Genomic DNA, 15,775 nt, shown 5'->3' with positions numbered 1-15,775 from the left:
CTGCCTCATCGGCACCCGAACACGCGTCCTTTAGTGCCACCTTGTCCGGATTTGCCGACAGGCGTGTAACAGCGGTTAGCCCGCCCGGCGGATGCGGAATGCCCATCACATGAATCCCGATGCCCCACTCTCCCCCCACCCGCCCCGCCACCTCGCCGACGTGCGCCGCCGCATCCTGACCACGGCACAGCTGCGCGCCCACGGCGTGTCGACCGCCGAGGCGAACGAGCGGTGCCGGTCCGGCGGCGCGTGGCAGCGGATCCTTCCGGGTGTGTTCCTGCTGCACCCCGGCCCGCCGACCGGGGAGGAACGGCTGCACGCGGTGCTGACGTACGCCTCCCGGGCGACCGGGCCCGCCCGGCCGATGCCCTGGGTGCCCGCCCAGCCGACCCCGCAGGCGCCGCACCGGCCGGTGTACGCGGAGGCGGCGATCACCGGTCTCGCGGCGCTGGCCCTGCACGGCTTCACGGAGGCGCCGCCGCTGCTGTCGCTGGAGCGGATCGACGTGCTCGTACCGAAGCCGCGGCGGCTGCGTTCGACGGGGTGCGCCCGGGTGCTGCGCACCGCCGGGCTGCCGTCCGGGCAGCTGGTCGACGGGGTCCCGGTGGCCCCGGTGCCGCGCGCGCTGGCGGACGCGGTGGCCGCGCTCGACGACGGGGAGGCCGTACGCCGGCTGCTGACCGAGGCGGTCGCCTGCGGGCACTGCGAACCAGGTCCCGTGGTGCGCGAGTTGGAGCGGGCGCGGCTGCTCGGGCGGACGCATGTCGTCGAGGCGGTGGACTCCCTGGTGGCGGAGGGACGGGCGATCGCGGAGGAGCGGCTGTACCGGATGGTGTGGGAGCACGGGCTGCCCGATCCGCTGTGGAACGTCGACCTGCGGCTGCCGGGCGGTCCCCCGCTGGGCGGGCTCGACGCGTACTGGCCGGAGCAGGCGGTCGCGGTCGAGCTGGACATGCGGGCGGGGCGGCCGCGGTACGAGGAGTACGCCGCGTACGCCCGCAAGCGGGAACATCTGGAGCGGCTCGGGATCACGGTGGTGCTGGTCACGCCGGGGCTGCTGCGGAGCGCTCCGCAGCAGCAGGCGGCGGTCCTGCGGACGGCCCTGATGGCGGCGGGGGACCGGGAGCCGGCGGCGTATGTGGTGGTGCGGCCCCGCTAGCCGCCTGGCCGGCGGCTCGCTGTCGTGGGTTCGGCCGCGGCGCCGTCGTGGTTGCCCGCGCAGTTCCCCGCGCCCCTGAAGGGGCGCCCTCGGTGGACGCGCCCTGAAGGGGCGCGGGGAACTGCGCGACCAGCCACGACGGCGCGCCGCCTTCCGCACCCGCACCGCCGCGACGGAGGTCAGAGGGTCTCCGGGAGTGGAGGCAGGGTGGCCTCCGCGTGGACCCGGGTGATCAGGGCGGCGTAGGCCGCGATCATTCTCGTACGGCTGAAGCGCTCACGGCCGCGGGCCAGCGCCGGGCCGAACGCATCGCGGCCGGCGATCGCGCCGGTCCAGGCCAGGGCGATCGACTCCGCGTCCGGCGGGGTCAGGATGCCGTGGCCCTCGACGATGTCCGCGGTGTCGCCGACGTCGGTCGACACGGGTACGGCACCGCACATCATGCCCTCGATCAGGCACAGCGGCGCGGCCTCGCCCCAGGCCGAGGTCAGGGCGACGACGTCCGAGGCGGCGTAGACGACCTCCATGTCCCGGCGCACCCCGAGCGGGTGCAGCCGGGGGGCGAGCCGGGTGAGGTCGGCGCCGAAGGCCGCGGAGACGTCCGCGACCAGGCCGGGGTTGGCCGCCGACATGCCCGCCCCGCACATCAGCACGTGTCCGTGGGGCTCGCGGGCGAGCCAGACACGCGCGGCGCGCAGGAACAGCGGCACGTCCTTCATGGCGTCGTACCGGGCGGCGAAGACCACGACCGGGGCGGTGGGCGGGATGCCGAGCGCGCCGCGCAGCACGATCCGCCGGGCCGGGCCGGGGCAGAAGCGCAGCAGGTCCACGCCGTTGGGGATGACGTGCAGCAGGCTCTCCGGGATGCCGGCCTCCTGGTAGGCGACCCGGGTGGACTCGGCGCAGCAGACGCAGGCCACGACCGTGCCGTCGGCGATGGCCGCCTTCAGTTCGTCCAGGGCGGCGCCCTGGTGCTCGGGGTCCGAGCGGTGCAGGCACACGATGACGGGCCGCCTCGGCAGGCCCGCCTGGTTGAGCAGCGCGAGCGGCTGCTCCTTGAGGGAGAGCACGACGTCGGCACCGGCCATGGCGCGGGCCGTGTCGGCGAGTTCGGAGCCGGTGAAGGTGCCGGCCGCGCCGGATCCCGGGCCGAAGCTGCGGCCCAGGGTGGTGACGTCGACCCCGGCCGCGGTGAGCGCCCGGTAGCAGGCGTCGTCCTCCATCCGCTGGCGGGTGGCCTCACGGTGCACCTCGCCATGGACGCTCAGCACCCGTTGCCGGTGCAGTCCGCCCTCCTGGAGCCCCGTCACGACGTCGCTATGGACGATCCGGGCCCCGCCGGAGAAGAATCCCTCGTAGACCGAGAGCACGCTCAGTTCACGCGTCCCGCGCACACCACCACCGCCTTGCACAACTCGAACCACCCCCGGTGAACAGCGGGTTAGCCGATATGAGGCGGCACGGATGTTTCGCCCGGATGAACCCGGCGTCTCGGGTCCGGGTCGGCCGGATGACGGCTGGACCTTCCGCTTCCGCGAGGGCACAGCAGCCACACCCATCGTGATCAGCCGACCTTCCGTCCGACGACGCCCGGCTCCCCTTGCCACTTCCGGTCCACCCGGAACGTCTCCCCGGCCGGGAGGGGTTCTCCCCCGTCCGGGAGGGGTTCTCCCCCGTCCGGGAGGGGTTCTCCCCCGTCCGGGAGGGGTTCTCCCCCGTCCGGGAAGGTCTCTCCCCGCCCGGGAAGGGTCAGCCCTTCTTCAGGACCAGTTCCGTGTTGCGGTCCTTCGGGTCGCCGCCCAGGGTGGTGTGGGCGCCGGGGGCGTTGAAGGCCAGTTCCCGGTAGAGGGCCGCGAGTCCGGTCTGGCTGAGGTCCGAGAAGTCCGTGCGGTGCGGTGCCGCGGCCTCCACCAGCGTCGTGAAGACGGAGAGCGTGCCGTCCTTGTTGTCCACCAGCTCGATCACCCGCGCGAGGTGCGGGTAGTCGATGTGCGAGGCGGTGGAGATCTCCCAGAAGGAGCGGCCACCGGACTTGGCGTGCGCGGTGATGTCGTTGCGGTGGATGTGCCCGTTCACCCAGGCGACGACGTTGGCGTGGCTCCCGAGCAGGGAGACGACCTCGGCACCGCTGTGCCGCCGCTCGCCCGGATGCGCCGGGTCGGGCTGGGTGTTGGTCATGGTCTTGCTGGTGTGGTGGCTGAAGACGACCGCGAAGGAGTCCTTGTTGTCCTTGAGCGTCTTGTCCAGCCACTTCAGCTGGGCGGTGCCGATGGAGCCCTGGTAGTGGCCGCCCGGGTCCGTGGTGTCGAGGCTGATGCCGACGACGTCGTCGGAGATGCGGAAGACGTAGTACTGGGTGCCCGCGTCGAGGTTGGCCGAGGAGTACCCGTGGCCGACCGGGCCGAGACCGCGGTGGGCCGGGTCCAGGTGCGCCTTGAGGTAGTCGGTCCGGGTGTACGGCCGGCGCTTCTCGTCCGGCGTCACCGAACGCATCTCCCGGGTGTGGGACTTGAGCAGGTCCCGGAACGCGAGGCCCTTGGGGTCCGAGCCCTTGGTGATCGCGGTCTGGAGCTTCAGGGACTGCGCCGCGGACATGGTCATCAGCTTCTTGCCGCCGACGGCCTGCTCGGCGAGCCAGGAGTCGCCGTGGCCGTAGCAGCCCAGCGGCAGCATGTCGTGGTTGCCGACGGTGGAGTACCAGGGCAGGTTGAGGCCGGGGCTGCGCACGTCGCGGATCGCCGCGGCGAGGAAGCCGGCCAGGTGCGGGAAGCCGAGCTTCTTGTCGCCGTCGCGCTGGGTGGAGTCGGGCTGCCAGTACAGGGAGAGCCCGCTGTTCTGGACGCCCTCGTAGTGCCGCGGATCACCGGTGTTGGGGGTGATGGTGCCGCCGCTCATGACGGTCATGAACCACTCCAGCTCGGACAGCGCGTTGTTGTCCGTGTTGTCGCCGGTGGTCATGACGAAGTGCAGCGGGGAGCCGGTGACCGGGGCGCCGCGCAGCGCGTTGACCCGCTCCACGAGCGAGACCGCGCCGGGCACGGTGAGTGCCTCCTGCGGCCGCCAGGCGTGCGGGTCGGCGGAGCGGACGTACTCCAGGCGCAGCGGGTGCTGGGTGTCCATCAGGTGCATGTCGGTGAACTGCACGAAGGACGCGAGCGCGGTACGGCGGCCGGCGCGGCCGGACTTGGGCGTGGCCAGGTCGCTGCGCACCACGCGGGTCCAGCCCGCGCCGTCGCCGAGCCGGCGGTAGCCGGAGCCGCTGACCGCCTTGGCGACGCTCGCGAGGGTGGTGCCCTTGGTGTACGGGGCCAGGGGTGCGGCCGGGGCCTGGCGGCTGGAGGCGTTCACCGCCTCGGTGGCGGCACCGGAGGCGGCCTGGCTGTCGGTGGGCCGCAGGGCGTAACCGACGCCCGCGGATGCGGTGACCGCCGCGGTGGCGGCGAGGACGGCGCGGCGGTTGATCCCCGCAGCGGAGGTGGCGACAGAGCGTATGCGCGACATGGCGCGATCTCCCCGAGTGCGAACGCGTCGGCAGTGGTCGCGGGCGATCGCTGTCGCGAACGACCCGCTCGCTCTGGATGGTTGGCAGCGGGGATGACCTGCGCGTGAACGCGGCGGCAACGCGCAGCGCCGATCACCGTACGTCGATCTCGGCCCACCCGACGTGTCCACGCACGCTCGTCGTACGGCCGAAAGGCGGCTACTCCGTGTTCATCTTCCGGGGAACACAAGGAGTCCCGGGGCGGGTTCGCGCCCTGCTCCGCGGCCGGGCGGACACGCGAGGAGGCGGCACCTTCAGGACTCCGCCACGAGCCTCCCCGTCACCGGCCGTTCCCGCCACATGCGCAGGGCGGTGTCCACCAGGCCGATCCGGTCCAGCGCGGACACCTTGTCCAGGTCGTGCCAGGCGGCCATGTCCGTGGAACCGCCGACTTCGTCGCGGAGTTCGCCGCCCGCGACCCGGCCCTCGTAGACGAGGCGGACGCGGTGCAGGTCGACGGGGCCGCGCAGGCGGCGCCGGGGCAACGTGGCCCGCTGGGAGTCCACGCCGAGCAGGTTGGTGACCTCGATGCGGTACCCGGTCTCCTCGGTCACCTCCCGCAGCACCGTGTCGTACGGGTCCTCCCCGTGCTCCATGCCGCCGCCGGGCAGCGTCCACTGCGGGGCCCCCTCGCGCGGGACCCAGCGGGCCAGCAGGACGCGCTCGTCGCGCACGCAGACGGCGTAGGCCGCCACCCTCACCTTCGTTCGCACACACGGACGTTAACCCGCCGGACCGACAACCGTGGGGAACTGTCGCCGCTCCGCCGCCACTTGCGTGTTTTGACCGGTTCATACCCCAAGGGGATCGCGGGTTTTCCCCATACATCGATCTCAGTTGCGTCAACGGGGCCCAAAAAGCCCTTGGTTGGGCAAAGCTGTGCGCTCGTTCTCATGTTCCTTTTACCTTCCAAGGGATGCCGATGACCCTCACCCCGCAGCGCGACCCGATACCGGGGGCGAGACGCCTGGCCCGCCTGGCTCTCGCGACGGCGGCCGTGGCCGCCCTGACCGCGGCCGGCGTGGCGCCCACCGCCTTCGCCGCGGACGCCAAGCCCGCGACCGCCGCCGACACCGACGTCAAGTCCGCGCAGGCGAAGCTCGGTTCGGACGACGCCGACCTGCTCGCCGAGGCCAAGGCCGACGGCACGAAGAACGTCACCATGATGGTCGCCACCGCCCCGGGCGCGACCGAGCAGGTCGCCGATCAGCTGGACGCCGTCAAGGGCGGCTCGGTGGGCCGCACCTACGACTCCCTCGGCTATGTCCGCGCCACCGTCCCGACCGCCAAGGCGGACGCGGCGATCGCCGCCGCCGCGAAGCTGTCCTCCGTGCACGCGATCGACCTGCGCCAGGAGATCGCCCTCGACGACCCGTCGCCCACCGCGGGCACCTCGGCGGGCACGACCGCCAAGTCCCCGACGGGCACGTCCGCCAAGTCCTCGGCGTCCGCGGCCTCCTACAGCGGGCCGAACAAGAACACCCCGGCCGAGAACCCCTACAACCCGTCCTACGAGACGGGCGCCGTCGACTTCGTGAAGCAGCACCCGAAGGCGGACGGCCGCGGGGTCACCATCGGCATCCTCGACTCCGGCGTGGACCTCGGCCACCCGGCCCTGCAGAAGACCACCACCGGCGAGCGCAAGATCGTCGACTGGGTCACCTCGACCGACCCGATCGTCGACGGCGACGCCACCTGGCGCCCGATGGTCACCGCGGTCAGCGGCCCCTCCTTCAGCTACGGCGGCCGGACCTGGACGGCTCCGACGGGGTCGTACGAGATCAGCACCTTCAAGGAGTCGGCGACCGCCGGCGGTGACGAGAAGGGCGACCTCAACCGCGACGGCGACACCACCGACAGCTGGGGCGTGCTCTACGACGCCGCCGCCGGCACCGTCACCGTCGACCTGGACAACGACGGCGACTTCACCGACGACACCGCGATGAAGCCGTACAAGGACGGTTACCAGGTCGGGTACTTCGGCACCGACGACCCGTCCACGGACGTCGCCGAGCGGGTGCCGTTCGTCGTGCAGATCCGCAAGGACGTGCCGATGGACCCCTACGGCGGGTCCTGGGTCGGCAAGACGGCCGACTTCGTCAACATCGGCGTGATCGAGTCCGAGCACGGCACCCACGTCGCCGGCATCACCGCCGCCAACGGCCTGTTCGGCGGCAAGATGAACGGCGCCGCCCCGGGCGCGAAGATCGTCTCCTCGCGGGCCTGCACGTGGACCGGCGGCTGCACGAACGTCGCGCTCACCGAGGGCATGATCGACCTCGTCGTCAACCGCGGCGTCGACATCGTCAACATGTCCATCGGCGGCCTGCCCGCGCTCAACGACGGCAACAACGCGCGCGCCGAGCTGTACACACGGCTCATCGACACCTACGGCGTGCAGCTGGTGATCTCCGCGGGCAACGAGGGCCCCGGCGCCAACACCATCGGCGACCCCGGCCTGGCCGACAAGGTGATCTCGGTCGGCGCGGCCATCTCGAAGCAGACCTGGGCCGCCGACTACGGCTCCGCGGTGACGAAGCCGTACCAGCTGATGCCGTTCTCCTCCCGCGGCCCGCGCGAGGACGGCGGGTTCACCCCGACGCTGGTCGCGCCCGGCGCGGCGATCAACTCCACCCAGACCTGGCTGCCCGGCGCCCCGGTGACCGAGGCGGGCTACACCCTGCCGGCCGGCTACTCCATGCTCCAGGGCACCTCGATGGCCTCCCCGCAGGCCACCGGCGCGAGCGCGCTGCTGCTGAGCGCCGCCAAGGAGAAGCACCTCACCCTCTCCCCGGCCGACCTGCGCACCGCGCTGACCTCGACGGCCGACCACATCCCGGGCGCGCAGGCGTACGAGGAGGGCGCGGGCCTGATCGACGTCGTCGACGCGTGGAAGGCGATCCGCGACGGCGCCACCGCGCACGACTACACCGTCAAGGCACCGGTCGACACCGCGCTCGACCAGGCGCTGAAGACCCCCGGCTACGGCACCGGCCTCTACGACCGTGAGGGCGGCCTGACGGCGGGCGCGAAGAAGACGTACGACGTCACGATCACCCGCACCTCCGGTCCGGCCACGCCCGTGCGGCACGAGCTGTACTTCGAGAACAACGCGGGCGGCACCTTCAGGATCGTCGGCGACGACGTGGTGAAGCTGCCGCTGAACCAGCCGGTCACCGTGAAGGTGCAGGCGGCGCCGCGCTCCGCGGGCCTCAAGAGCGCGATCCTCGAGGTCGACGACCCGCGCACCGAGGGCGTCGACAAGCAGATCCTCACCACCGTCGTGGTGTCGTCCCCGGTCCACTACACGTGGTCGGCGTCGGACACCGTGCAGCGCAACAGCACGCAGTCGTACTTCGTGACCGTGCCCGCGGGCGCGAAGGCGCTGGAGGTGGCGATCGGCGGCCTGAAGACGGGCAGCCAGACCCGCTTCATCTCGATCCACCCCTACGGCGTCGCGGTCGACAACACCGGCACCCCGTACTGCTACCCCAACTACCTGGACGGCAACGGCTGCAAGCCCGACGTGCGGTCCTACGCCGACCCGCAGGCCGGGGTCTGGGAGATCGAGGTCGAGTCGCGGCGCACGTCCCCCCTGCTCGACAACCCCTACAAGCTGGACGTCGCCGTCCTCGGCGCGGCCTTCGACCCCGAGACCGTGACCGTGCCCGAGGCGAAGGTCGGCACCCCGGCCACCGCCTCCTGGAAGGTGACCAACACCTTCGCCGCGGTCGACGGGCATCTGGCCGGCGGCCCGCTCGGCTCGTCGAAGACGGACCGGCCGACCATCAAGGAGGGCGAGACGCAGACCACGACGGTCGTCGTGCCCGAGGGCGCCGCCTCGCTCGACGTCGCCATCGGCAACGTCTCCGACGCCTCCGCCGACCTCGACCTCACGGTGAAGAACGCGGCCGGCACGGTCGTCGGGCAGTCCGCCGACGGCGACTCCGAGGAGGCGGTCTCGATCGCCAAGCCCGCCGCGGGGACCTACACGATCGAGGTCGCGGGCTACTCGGTGCCGTCCGGCGCCACCGCCTACGACTACCGGGACGTGTTCTTCTCCAGCGCGCTCGGCACCGTCACCGTCGACGAGTCGACGCCGGTGAAGCTCGCCACGGGCGCGACGGCCACGGTGACCGGCCAGGTCACGGCGGCCGCCGAGGCACCCGCGGGACGCGAGTTCTTCGGGCAGGTCCAGCTGCTGGACGCGCACGGCACGGTCGCGGGCGTGGGCAGCGTGAAGATCGAGCACGTCACGCCGTGACGCGCTGATCCGGTACGGCGGCGGGGCGGGGGTCCGATACGGGCGCCCGCCCCGTCGCCGTTCAGGAGCAGCCGCCGTCCGCCCCCTGTGTGCCGTCCGGGGCGGTGAGGAGTTCGGCCCAGCGCGCGGCGATCCGCCGGGTGCCGGTCACCCACAGGTCCGGCACGTTCGCGTGCTCCGCGATGCCGACCAGTACGTGCAGGCCCACCCTCGGGCGGGGCTGGTTCGTGCCGTCGGCGAGGAAGGTGACCACGGCCGGGGTCTTCGCGGGCCGGTAGGAGCGGGTCACGCGCAGCGTCACGCGGAACTGGTCGACGGAGCCGGGTACGTGTTCGACGGTCCGGATGTCGCCCTCGACGACCAGGCGGGCCCCGCACACCGAGAAGGACGGCACGGCGCCCTTGCCGTCCGCCTGCCTGGCGGCGCTGTCGCTGCTCGCTCCGCCCGTGACCCCGTTCCCGGCCTGGGTGAACAGCCAGGCCATGCCCGCGAGGAAACAGGCCGCGGCGGCCGTCGCGAGGGCGCCGAACGCGAACCTCCGGGCCCGGTGGGGGGTGTGCCTCGGCAGCGGAGGGCGCGGCGCGGGACGGGCGGCGGCAGGCGCCGGGGACGGCTCCCGCTCCGGCACCGGCTTCGGCTCCGGCTCCGGCTCCGGCTCCGGCTCCGCGGTCAACTCATCGGCCAGGATGCCCAGTTGCTGCCGGAGCAGCAGCAGGTCGGCGGCCGCTTCCTCGTACTCGGCCGAGAAGACGGCATCGGCCCGCAGGCCGTCCGGGACGGGCTCACCGGTGATCGCGACCATGAGCGGGTCGACGGCGGCCACCTCGGATCCCGGCTCGCGCTCGCGATCGCGCTCGTGCTCACGATCGGGCTGGCGATCGCGCTCGTACTCGTGCTCGTGTCCGGCGGTCATCTCACACCACCTCGTCCTCGTGCAGGCGGGCGCGCAGGGCCCGTACCGCCGTGTGCAGGCGGCTCTTGACCGTGCCCTCCGGGACGCCGAGCTCCTCCGCGATCGAGCGGACCGGCAGGTCGGCGTAGAAGCGCAGGACGAGCACCTGCCGCTGGTTGTCCGGCAGTCCGTCCAGGCCCCGGGCGACGGCCAGGGACAGCAGGCGGTTGTCCTCGCCGGAGGGCTGGTGCTCGGGCTGGCGCAGCGCGGCCAGCCGTTCCCCGAGCCGCTCCTGGCGGCGCTTGGCGCGATGCCAGTCCAGGGCGAGGCGCGAGGCGACGACCGCCGACCACGCCGAGACGTCACGCGGCGCCTCCTCGCCCTTGGCCGCCCGTTCCAGGAGCCGCAGCCGCACCTGCTGCACCCCGTCCGGCAGATCCGCCTGCGGCACCCCGCCGAGCGCGAGCACCGCCCGCACCCGGCGTTCCTGCGCCGCGTCCAGCGGATCGTCGGCCGGCGGTGTCCCCCCGGCGTGCGCCGCCTGTTCGCGACGAGCCCTTCCGCGCAGCACAAGCCACCCCCTCCCACGTCCCCACTACGACGCCGTGGCGGTCGGAAACGTTCGGCGGATCGCGTGGGTTCCCGAAGAATTCCCGCGCGGCGGCCGCCGGCGGCCGGAACCGGACCTCCGAGCCGGGCGGCGGCGTACGTCCGGGCGGAGGCGTACGTCACACCCGCGCGCGGGGCAGCACAGCTTGCGGCCCCGCACCGCCGTGGGACGAATTCCTCCAGCTCAGAGGGGGCGCGGGCCGAATTTCCCCAGGTCGGGGGGTGGGTGGGGCGTCCCACGCCTCGGGCATGGCGGTCAAAGAATTGGACAGGCTGCCCGGGGTCGGACGCATGATGGAAAAGCCTGGAAAAGCCCCGGCCATGCAGCACACGGGCTCGATGCCGTCACACGGCACGGAGCCGCCAAGAGACAGGGAGACGCCGTGAGGGTCGGAATCGTCGGAGCCACCGGTCAGGTCGGCACGGTCATGCGCAGGATCCTCGTGGAGCGGGACTTCCCGGTCACCGAGCTGCGGCTGTTCGCCTCGGCCCGCTCGGCCGGGTCGGTGCTGGACGGCGTGACGGTGGAGGACGCGGCCACCGCGGACTACACCGGCCTGGACATCGTGCTGTTCTCCGCGGGCGGCGCGACCTCCAAGGCGCTGGCCGAGAAGGTCGCCTCCCAGGGCGCCGTCGTCATCGACAACTCCTCCGCCTGGCGCAAGGACCCCGAGGTCCCGCTGGTGGTGTCCGAGGTGAACCCGCACGCGATCGCGGACCGCCCCAAGGGCATCATCGCCAACCCGAACTGCACCACGATGGCCGCGATGCCGGTGCTCAAGCCGCTGCACGCGGAGGCCGGCCTGGAGGCCCTGGTCGTCGCGACCTACCAGGCCGTCTCCGGCTCGGGTCTCGCGGGCGTGGCCGAGCTGCACGGCCAGGCGCAGAAGGTCGTCGCCGACGCCGACAGGCTCACCCACGACGGCGAGGCCGTCGACTTCCCGGAGCCCGGCGTCTACAAGCGCCCCATCGCCTTCAACGTGCTGCCCCTCGCGGGCAACCTCGTCGACGACGGTCTGAACGAGACCGACGAGGAGCAGAAGCTCCGCAACGAGTCCCGCAAGATCCTGGAGATCCCGGAGCTGAAGGTCTCCGGCACCTGCGTGCGCGTGCCGGTGTTCTCCGGCCACTCGCTCCAGGTCAACGCCCGTTTCGCCCGCCCGATCAGCGTGGCGCGCGCGACCGAGCTGCTCGCCGACGCGCCCGGCGTCGTCCTCACCGACATCCCGACCCCGCTCCAGGCCGCGGGCAAGGACCCCTCCTACGTCGGCCGCATCCGCGCCGACGAGACGGTGGAGCACGGGCTCGCGCTGTTCGTCTCCAACGACAACCTGCGCAAGGGCGCCGCGCTGAACGCCGTGCAGATCGCGGAACTGGTGGCGGCCGAACTCCGGGGCTAGCCCCCACCCCCTCGCCTGCGGCGGGCTCGAGTGTTCGTCCGCGGGCGCGTGGGGGCTGGTCGCGCAGTTCCCCGCGCCCCTTTCAGGGCGCGCCCACCGAGGCGCCCCTTCAGGGGCGCGGGGAACTGCGCGAGAAGCCCCCACCGACCCGCAGGTGGGCATCTGCGAGCCCGGCGCAGCCGGTGACGTGGAAGGATGGCGCAACCCACACATAACGAGGAGATGACCGCGTGCCTGGCACAAACCTGACTCGCGAAGAGGCGCAGCACAGGGCGAAGCTGCTCACCGTTGACTCGTACGAGATCGACCTCGACCTCTCCGGCGCGCAAGAGGGCGGGACCTACCGGTCCGTGACCACGGTGCGCTTCGACGCCGTCGAGAACGGCGAGTCCTTCATCGACCTGGTGGCCCCGGCGGTCCACGAGGTGACGCTGAACGGGGACCCGCTCGATCCCGCCGAGGTCTTCAAGGACTCGCGGATCGCCCTGCCCGGCCTCCTCCAGGGCCGCAACGTGCTGCGCGTGGTCGCCGACGCCGCCTACACCAACACCGGTGAGGGCCTGCACCGGTTCGTCGACCCGGTCGACGAACAGGCCTACCTCTACACCCAGTTCGAGGTGCCCGACGCCCGCCGGGTGTTCGCCTCCTTCGAGCAGCCGGATCTGAAGGCCACCTTCCAGTTCACCGTGAAGGCGCCGTCGGGCTGGACGGTCGTCTCCAACTCGCCCTCCCCCGAGCCGGTGGACGACGTCTGGACCTTCGAGCCGACGCCGCGGATCTCGTCGTACATCACCGCGCTGATCGTCGGCCCGTACCACTCCGTGCACAGCGTGTACGAGAAGGACGGCCAGAGCGTGCCGCTCGGCATCTACTGCCGTCCCTCGCTCGCCGAACACCTCGACTCGGACGCCATCTTCGAGGTGACCCGGCAGGGCTTCGACTGGTTCCAGGAGAAGTTCGACTACGCCTACCCGTTCGCGAAGTACGACCAGCTGTTCGTGCCGGAGTTCAACGCGGGCGCGATGGAGAACGCGGGCGCGGTCACCATCCGCGACCAGTACGTCTTCCGCTCGAAGGTCACCGACGCCGCGTACGAGCTGCGCGCGGAGACCATCCTGCACGAGCTGGCCCACATGTGGTTCGGCGACCTGGTCACCATGGAGTGGTGGAACGACCTGTGGCTGAACGAGTCGTTCGCCACCTACACCTCCATCGCCTGCCAGGCATACGCGCCCGGCTCGCGCTGGCCGCACTCGTGGACCACGTTCGCCAACTCCATGAAGACGTGGGCGTACCGGCAGGACCAGCTCCCGTCGACCCACCCGATCATGGCCGAGATCAACGATCTCGACGACGTGCTGGTCAACTTCGACGGCATCACCTACGCCAAGGGCGCCAGCGTCCTCAAGCAGCTCGTCGCCTACGTCGGCATGGACGAGTTCTTCGCGGGCGTGCAGGCGTACTTCAAGGCCCACGCCTTCGGCAACACGCGCCTGTCCGACCTGCTGGGCGCGCTGGAGGAGACCTCCGGGCGCGACCTGAAGACATGGTCGAGGAAGTGGCTGGAGACGGCCGGCATCAACATCCTGCGCCCGGAGATCGTGACCGGCGCCGACGGCGTCATCACCTCCTTCGGCATCCGCCAGGAGGCCCCCGCGCTGCCCGCCGGTGCCAAGGGCGAGCCGACGCTGCGCCCGCACCGCGTCGCGGTCGGCCTCTACGACCTCGACGCCGCGGGCAAGCTGGTGCGCGGCGACCGGATCGAGCTGGACGTCGACGGCGAGCTGACGGACGTGCCGCAGCTGGCCGGCCGGGTCCGCCCCGCCGTGATCCTGCTCAACGACGACGACCTGTCGTACGCCAAGGTCCGCCTGGACGAGGAGTCCCTCGCGTTCGTCACCGAGCACCTCGGCGACTTCGCGGCCTCCCTGCCGCGCGCCCTGTGCTGGGCGTCGGCCTGGGACATGACCCGCGACGCGGAGCTCGCGACCCGCGACTACCTGTCGCTGGTGCTGTCCGGCATCGGCAAGGAGTCCGACATCGGTGTCGTGCAGTCCCTGCACCGCCAGGTGAAGCTGGCGATCGACCTGTACGCCGACCCGACGGCCCGGGACGCGCTGCTCACCCGCTGGACCGACGCGACGCTGGCCCATCTGCGGACGGCCGAGCCGGGCGGCGACCACCAGCTGGCGTGGGCGCGCGCGTTCGCGGCCACGGCCCGTACGCCGGAGCAGCTGGACCTGCTGGAGACGCTCCTCGACGGTTCGCACACGATCGAGGGCCTGGCCGTCGACACCGAGCTGCGCTGGGCGTTCGTCGAACGGCTCGCGGCCGTCGGACGGTTCGACGAGGCGGAGATCGCGGGCGAGTACGAGCGCGACCGCACGGCCGCGGGCGAGCGGCACGCGGCCACCGCGCGCGCCGCGCGGCCGACGGCGGAGGCCAAGGCCGAGGCCTGGGCCTCGGTCATCGACTCCGACAAGCTGCCGAACGCCGTGCAGGAGGCGGTCATCGGCGGCTTCGTCCAGACCGACCAGCGCGAGCTGCTCGCGCCGTACGCGGAGAAGTACTTCGAGGTCGTGAAGGACATCTGGGACGCGCGCTCGCACGAGATCGCGCAGCAGATCGCGGTCGGGCTCTACCCGGCGGTGCAGGTCTCGCGGGAGACGCTGGACCGGACGGACGCCTGGCTCGCCGACGCCCAGCCGAACGCGGCCCTGCGCCGGCTGGTCTCCGAGTCCCGCTCGGGCGTGGAGCGCGCGCTGAAGGCCCAGGCGGCGGACGCGGCGGCTTCCGCGTAGGCGGTAGCTGTCAGTTGCAGCTGTCAGTTGTAGCTATTAGCTGTAGCTATTAGCTGTAGTTGTAGTTGTTTTCGCAGTGGCTGTGGTCGTAGTTGCGGTTCAACTGCCGCACGAGGGCGTCCGGTTCCGCACCGGGCGCCCTCGCGTGTATCCAGGGCGGGGATTCGCGGGGCCCGCCTGGCCGGCGATCGTCGCGCCCAGCGCCACCGCCATGCCCACCAGCTGCACCGGGCCGAGCGCCTGGCCGAACGCCACCCAGCCGGTGACGGCCGCGGTCAGCGGGGAGAGCGGGCCGAGGAGCGTCACCTGGGTGGCGGTGAGACGGCCGACCCCGCGGAACCACAGCCAGTAGCCCACCGAGGTGTTGGCCAGCGCGAGGTAGAGATACCCGGCGACGGCCCGCCCGTCCAGCGCGGGCGGGGCGCCCTCGACCAGCAGGGCGACGGGCGCGATCAGCAGGCCGCCGGCGGTCAGCTGCCAGCCGGTGAGCGCGAGCGGCGACACTCCCTCGGGGCGGCCCCACTTCTTGGTGAGCACCGTCCCCGCCGACATGGAGGCGGCGGACGCCAGCGCGGCGAGCACGCCCAGGGCGTCGGGCGCGCCCGCCGCCCGCAGCACGACCAGGCTCACTCCGCACGCGGCGGCCACGGCCGCGAGCAGCGTGCGCAGAGTGGGCCGCTGCCCGAGCAGCAGCGCCGAGAGGCCCACCACGAACAGCGGCCCCACCGAACCGACGACCGCGGCCATCCCGCCGGGGAGCCGGTACGCGGCGAGGAACAGCAGCGGGAAGAACGCGCCGATGTTGAGCGCGCCGAGCACCGCCGCCTTCGCCCACCAGACGCCCCGGGGCCGCACCCGGGTGAGCGCGAGCAGCAGCAGTCCGGCGGGCAGGGCGCGCACGAGCCCGGTGAACAGGGGGCGGTCGGGCGGCAGGAACGCGGTGGTGACGGCGTAGGTGGTGCCCCAGGACACCGGGGCGAGCGCGGTGACGGCGACGAGCGCCAGGGACACGCCGGACGCGGTGGGTGCGGTGGGAGCGCTGGACTCGCCGGTCGCGGTGGGCGTGGTGGGTGCGGTGCGGTGGGTGTCGGTGGTCATGGCGAACCCTC

General features: G+C 72.5%; 10 protein-coding genes. 4 read left to right on the top strand and 6 right to left on the bottom strand.

Annotated features, from left to right (window positions below):
• Positions 1–109: 109 nt before the first annotated feature.
• Positions 110–1,159 (top strand): hypothetical protein, encoded by a 1,050-nt coding sequence (locus WN71_RS02635; protein ID WP_107469546.1) that lies wholly within the window; start codon positions 110–112, stop codon positions 1,157–1,159.
• Between the two features lie 179 nt (positions 1,160–1,338).
• On the opposite strand, the gene WN71_RS02630 is transcribed toward WN71_RS02635, so the two are convergent.
• From WN71_RS02630 to WN71_RS02620, 3 genes are all read right to left on the bottom strand, one after another.
• Positions 1,339–2,529 (bottom strand): glycosyltransferase, encoded by a 1,191-nt coding sequence (locus tag WN71_RS02630; protein WP_046586820.1) that lies wholly within the window; start codon positions 2,527–2,529, stop codon positions 1,339–1,341.
• Between the two features lie 379 nt (positions 2,530–2,908).
• Entirely contained in the window at positions 2,909–4,660 is a 1,752-nt protein-coding gene (locus WN71_RS02625; protein ID WP_046586822.1) for a TIGR03767 family metallophosphoesterase, read from the bottom strand.
• 294 nt (positions 4,661–4,954) lie between these two features.
• Positions 4,955–5,413 carry an NUDIX hydrolase gene (locus WN71_RS02620; RefSeq protein WP_046586824.1) on the bottom strand — a complete coding sequence of 153 codons (459 nt, stop codon included), beginning with the start codon at positions 5,411–5,413 and terminating at the stop codon, positions 4,955–4,957.
• Positions 5,414–5,622: 209 nt separating this feature from the next.
• Here WN71_RS02620 and WN71_RS02615 point away from each other — a divergent pair, with 209 nt between their 5' ends.
• Positions 5,623–8,964: a S8 family serine peptidase gene (locus tag WN71_RS02615; protein WP_046586827.1), complete on the top strand. Its 3,342-nt coding sequence runs from the start codon at positions 5,623–5,625 to the stop codon at positions 8,962–8,964.
• Between the two features lie 61 nt (positions 8,965–9,025).
• Here the strand turns inward: WN71_RS02615 and WN71_RS02610 are convergent, their stop codons facing one another.
• The gene (locus tag WN71_RS02610; protein WP_052743070.1) at positions 9,026–9,877 is read right to left on the bottom strand and encodes a hypothetical protein; all 852 of its coding nucleotides are present in this window, start codon (positions 9,875–9,877) and stop codon (positions 9,026–9,028) included.
• Position 9,878: 1 nt separating this feature from the next.
• Complete coding sequence (locus WN71_RS02605) at positions 9,879–10,427, bottom strand: sigma-70 family RNA polymerase sigma factor (protein ID WP_046586828.1); 549 nt, start codon at positions 10,425–10,427, stop codon at positions 9,879–9,881.
• A 421-nt stretch (positions 10,428–10,848) separates the two neighbouring features.
• Between WN71_RS02605 and WN71_RS02600 the strand changes: the two genes are divergently transcribed.
• Both WN71_RS02600 and pepN read left to right on the top strand, forming a co-directional pair.
• A complete protein-coding gene (locus WN71_RS02600) occupies positions 10,849–11,865 on the top strand; it encodes an aspartate-semialdehyde dehydrogenase (protein ID WP_046586830.1) in 1,017 nt (338 codons plus the stop codon).
• 230 nt (positions 11,866–12,095) lie between these two features.
• Positions 12,096–14,666: an aminopeptidase N gene (gene pepN, locus WN71_RS02595; protein ID WP_046586832.1), complete on the top strand. Its 2,571-nt coding sequence runs from the start codon at positions 12,096–12,098 to the stop codon at positions 14,664–14,666.
• A gap of 99 nt (positions 14,667–14,765) precedes the next feature.
• Here pepN and WN71_RS02590 read toward each other — a convergent pair whose 3' ends face one another.
• Positions 14,766–15,764: an EamA family transporter gene (locus WN71_RS02590; RefSeq protein ID WP_079177602.1), complete on the bottom strand. Its 999-nt coding sequence runs from the start codon at positions 15,762–15,764 to the stop codon at positions 14,766–14,768.
• Between the last annotated feature and the right edge of the window lie 11 nt (positions 15,765–15,775).

It is taken from the genome of Streptomyces mangrovisoli (assembly GCF_000974985.2).
In the GTDB taxonomy this organism is placed as follows: Bacteria; Actinomycetota; Actinomycetes; order Streptomycetales; family Streptomycetaceae; genus Streptomyces; species Streptomyces mangrovisoli.
The sequence above is the reverse complement of the archived record's forward strand: the minus strand, read 5'-3'. Positions and strand labels throughout refer to the sequence as shown.

What these genes read in the sequence shown, in the direction of transcription:
- WN71_RS02635 (WP_107469546.1), top strand. Translation starts at nt 110, where the DNA reads ATGAATCCCGATGCCCCACTCTCCCCCCACCCGCCCCGCCACCTCGCC.
- WN71_RS02625 (WP_046586822.1), bottom strand. Translation starts at nt 4,660, where the DNA reads ATGTCGCGCATACGCTCTGTCGCCACCTCCGCTGCGGGGATCAACCGC.
- WN71_RS02615 (WP_046586827.1), top strand. Translation starts at nt 5,623, where the DNA reads ATGACCCTCACCCCGCAGCGCGACCCGATACCGGGGGCGAGACGCCTG.
- WN71_RS02610 (WP_052743070.1), bottom strand. Translation starts at nt 9,877, where the DNA reads ATGACCGCCGGACACGAGCACGAGTACGAGCGCGATCGCCAGCCCGAT.
- WN71_RS02590 (WP_079177602.1), bottom strand. Translation starts at nt 15,764, where the DNA reads ATGACCACCGACACCCACCGCACCGCACCCACCACGCCCACCGCGACC.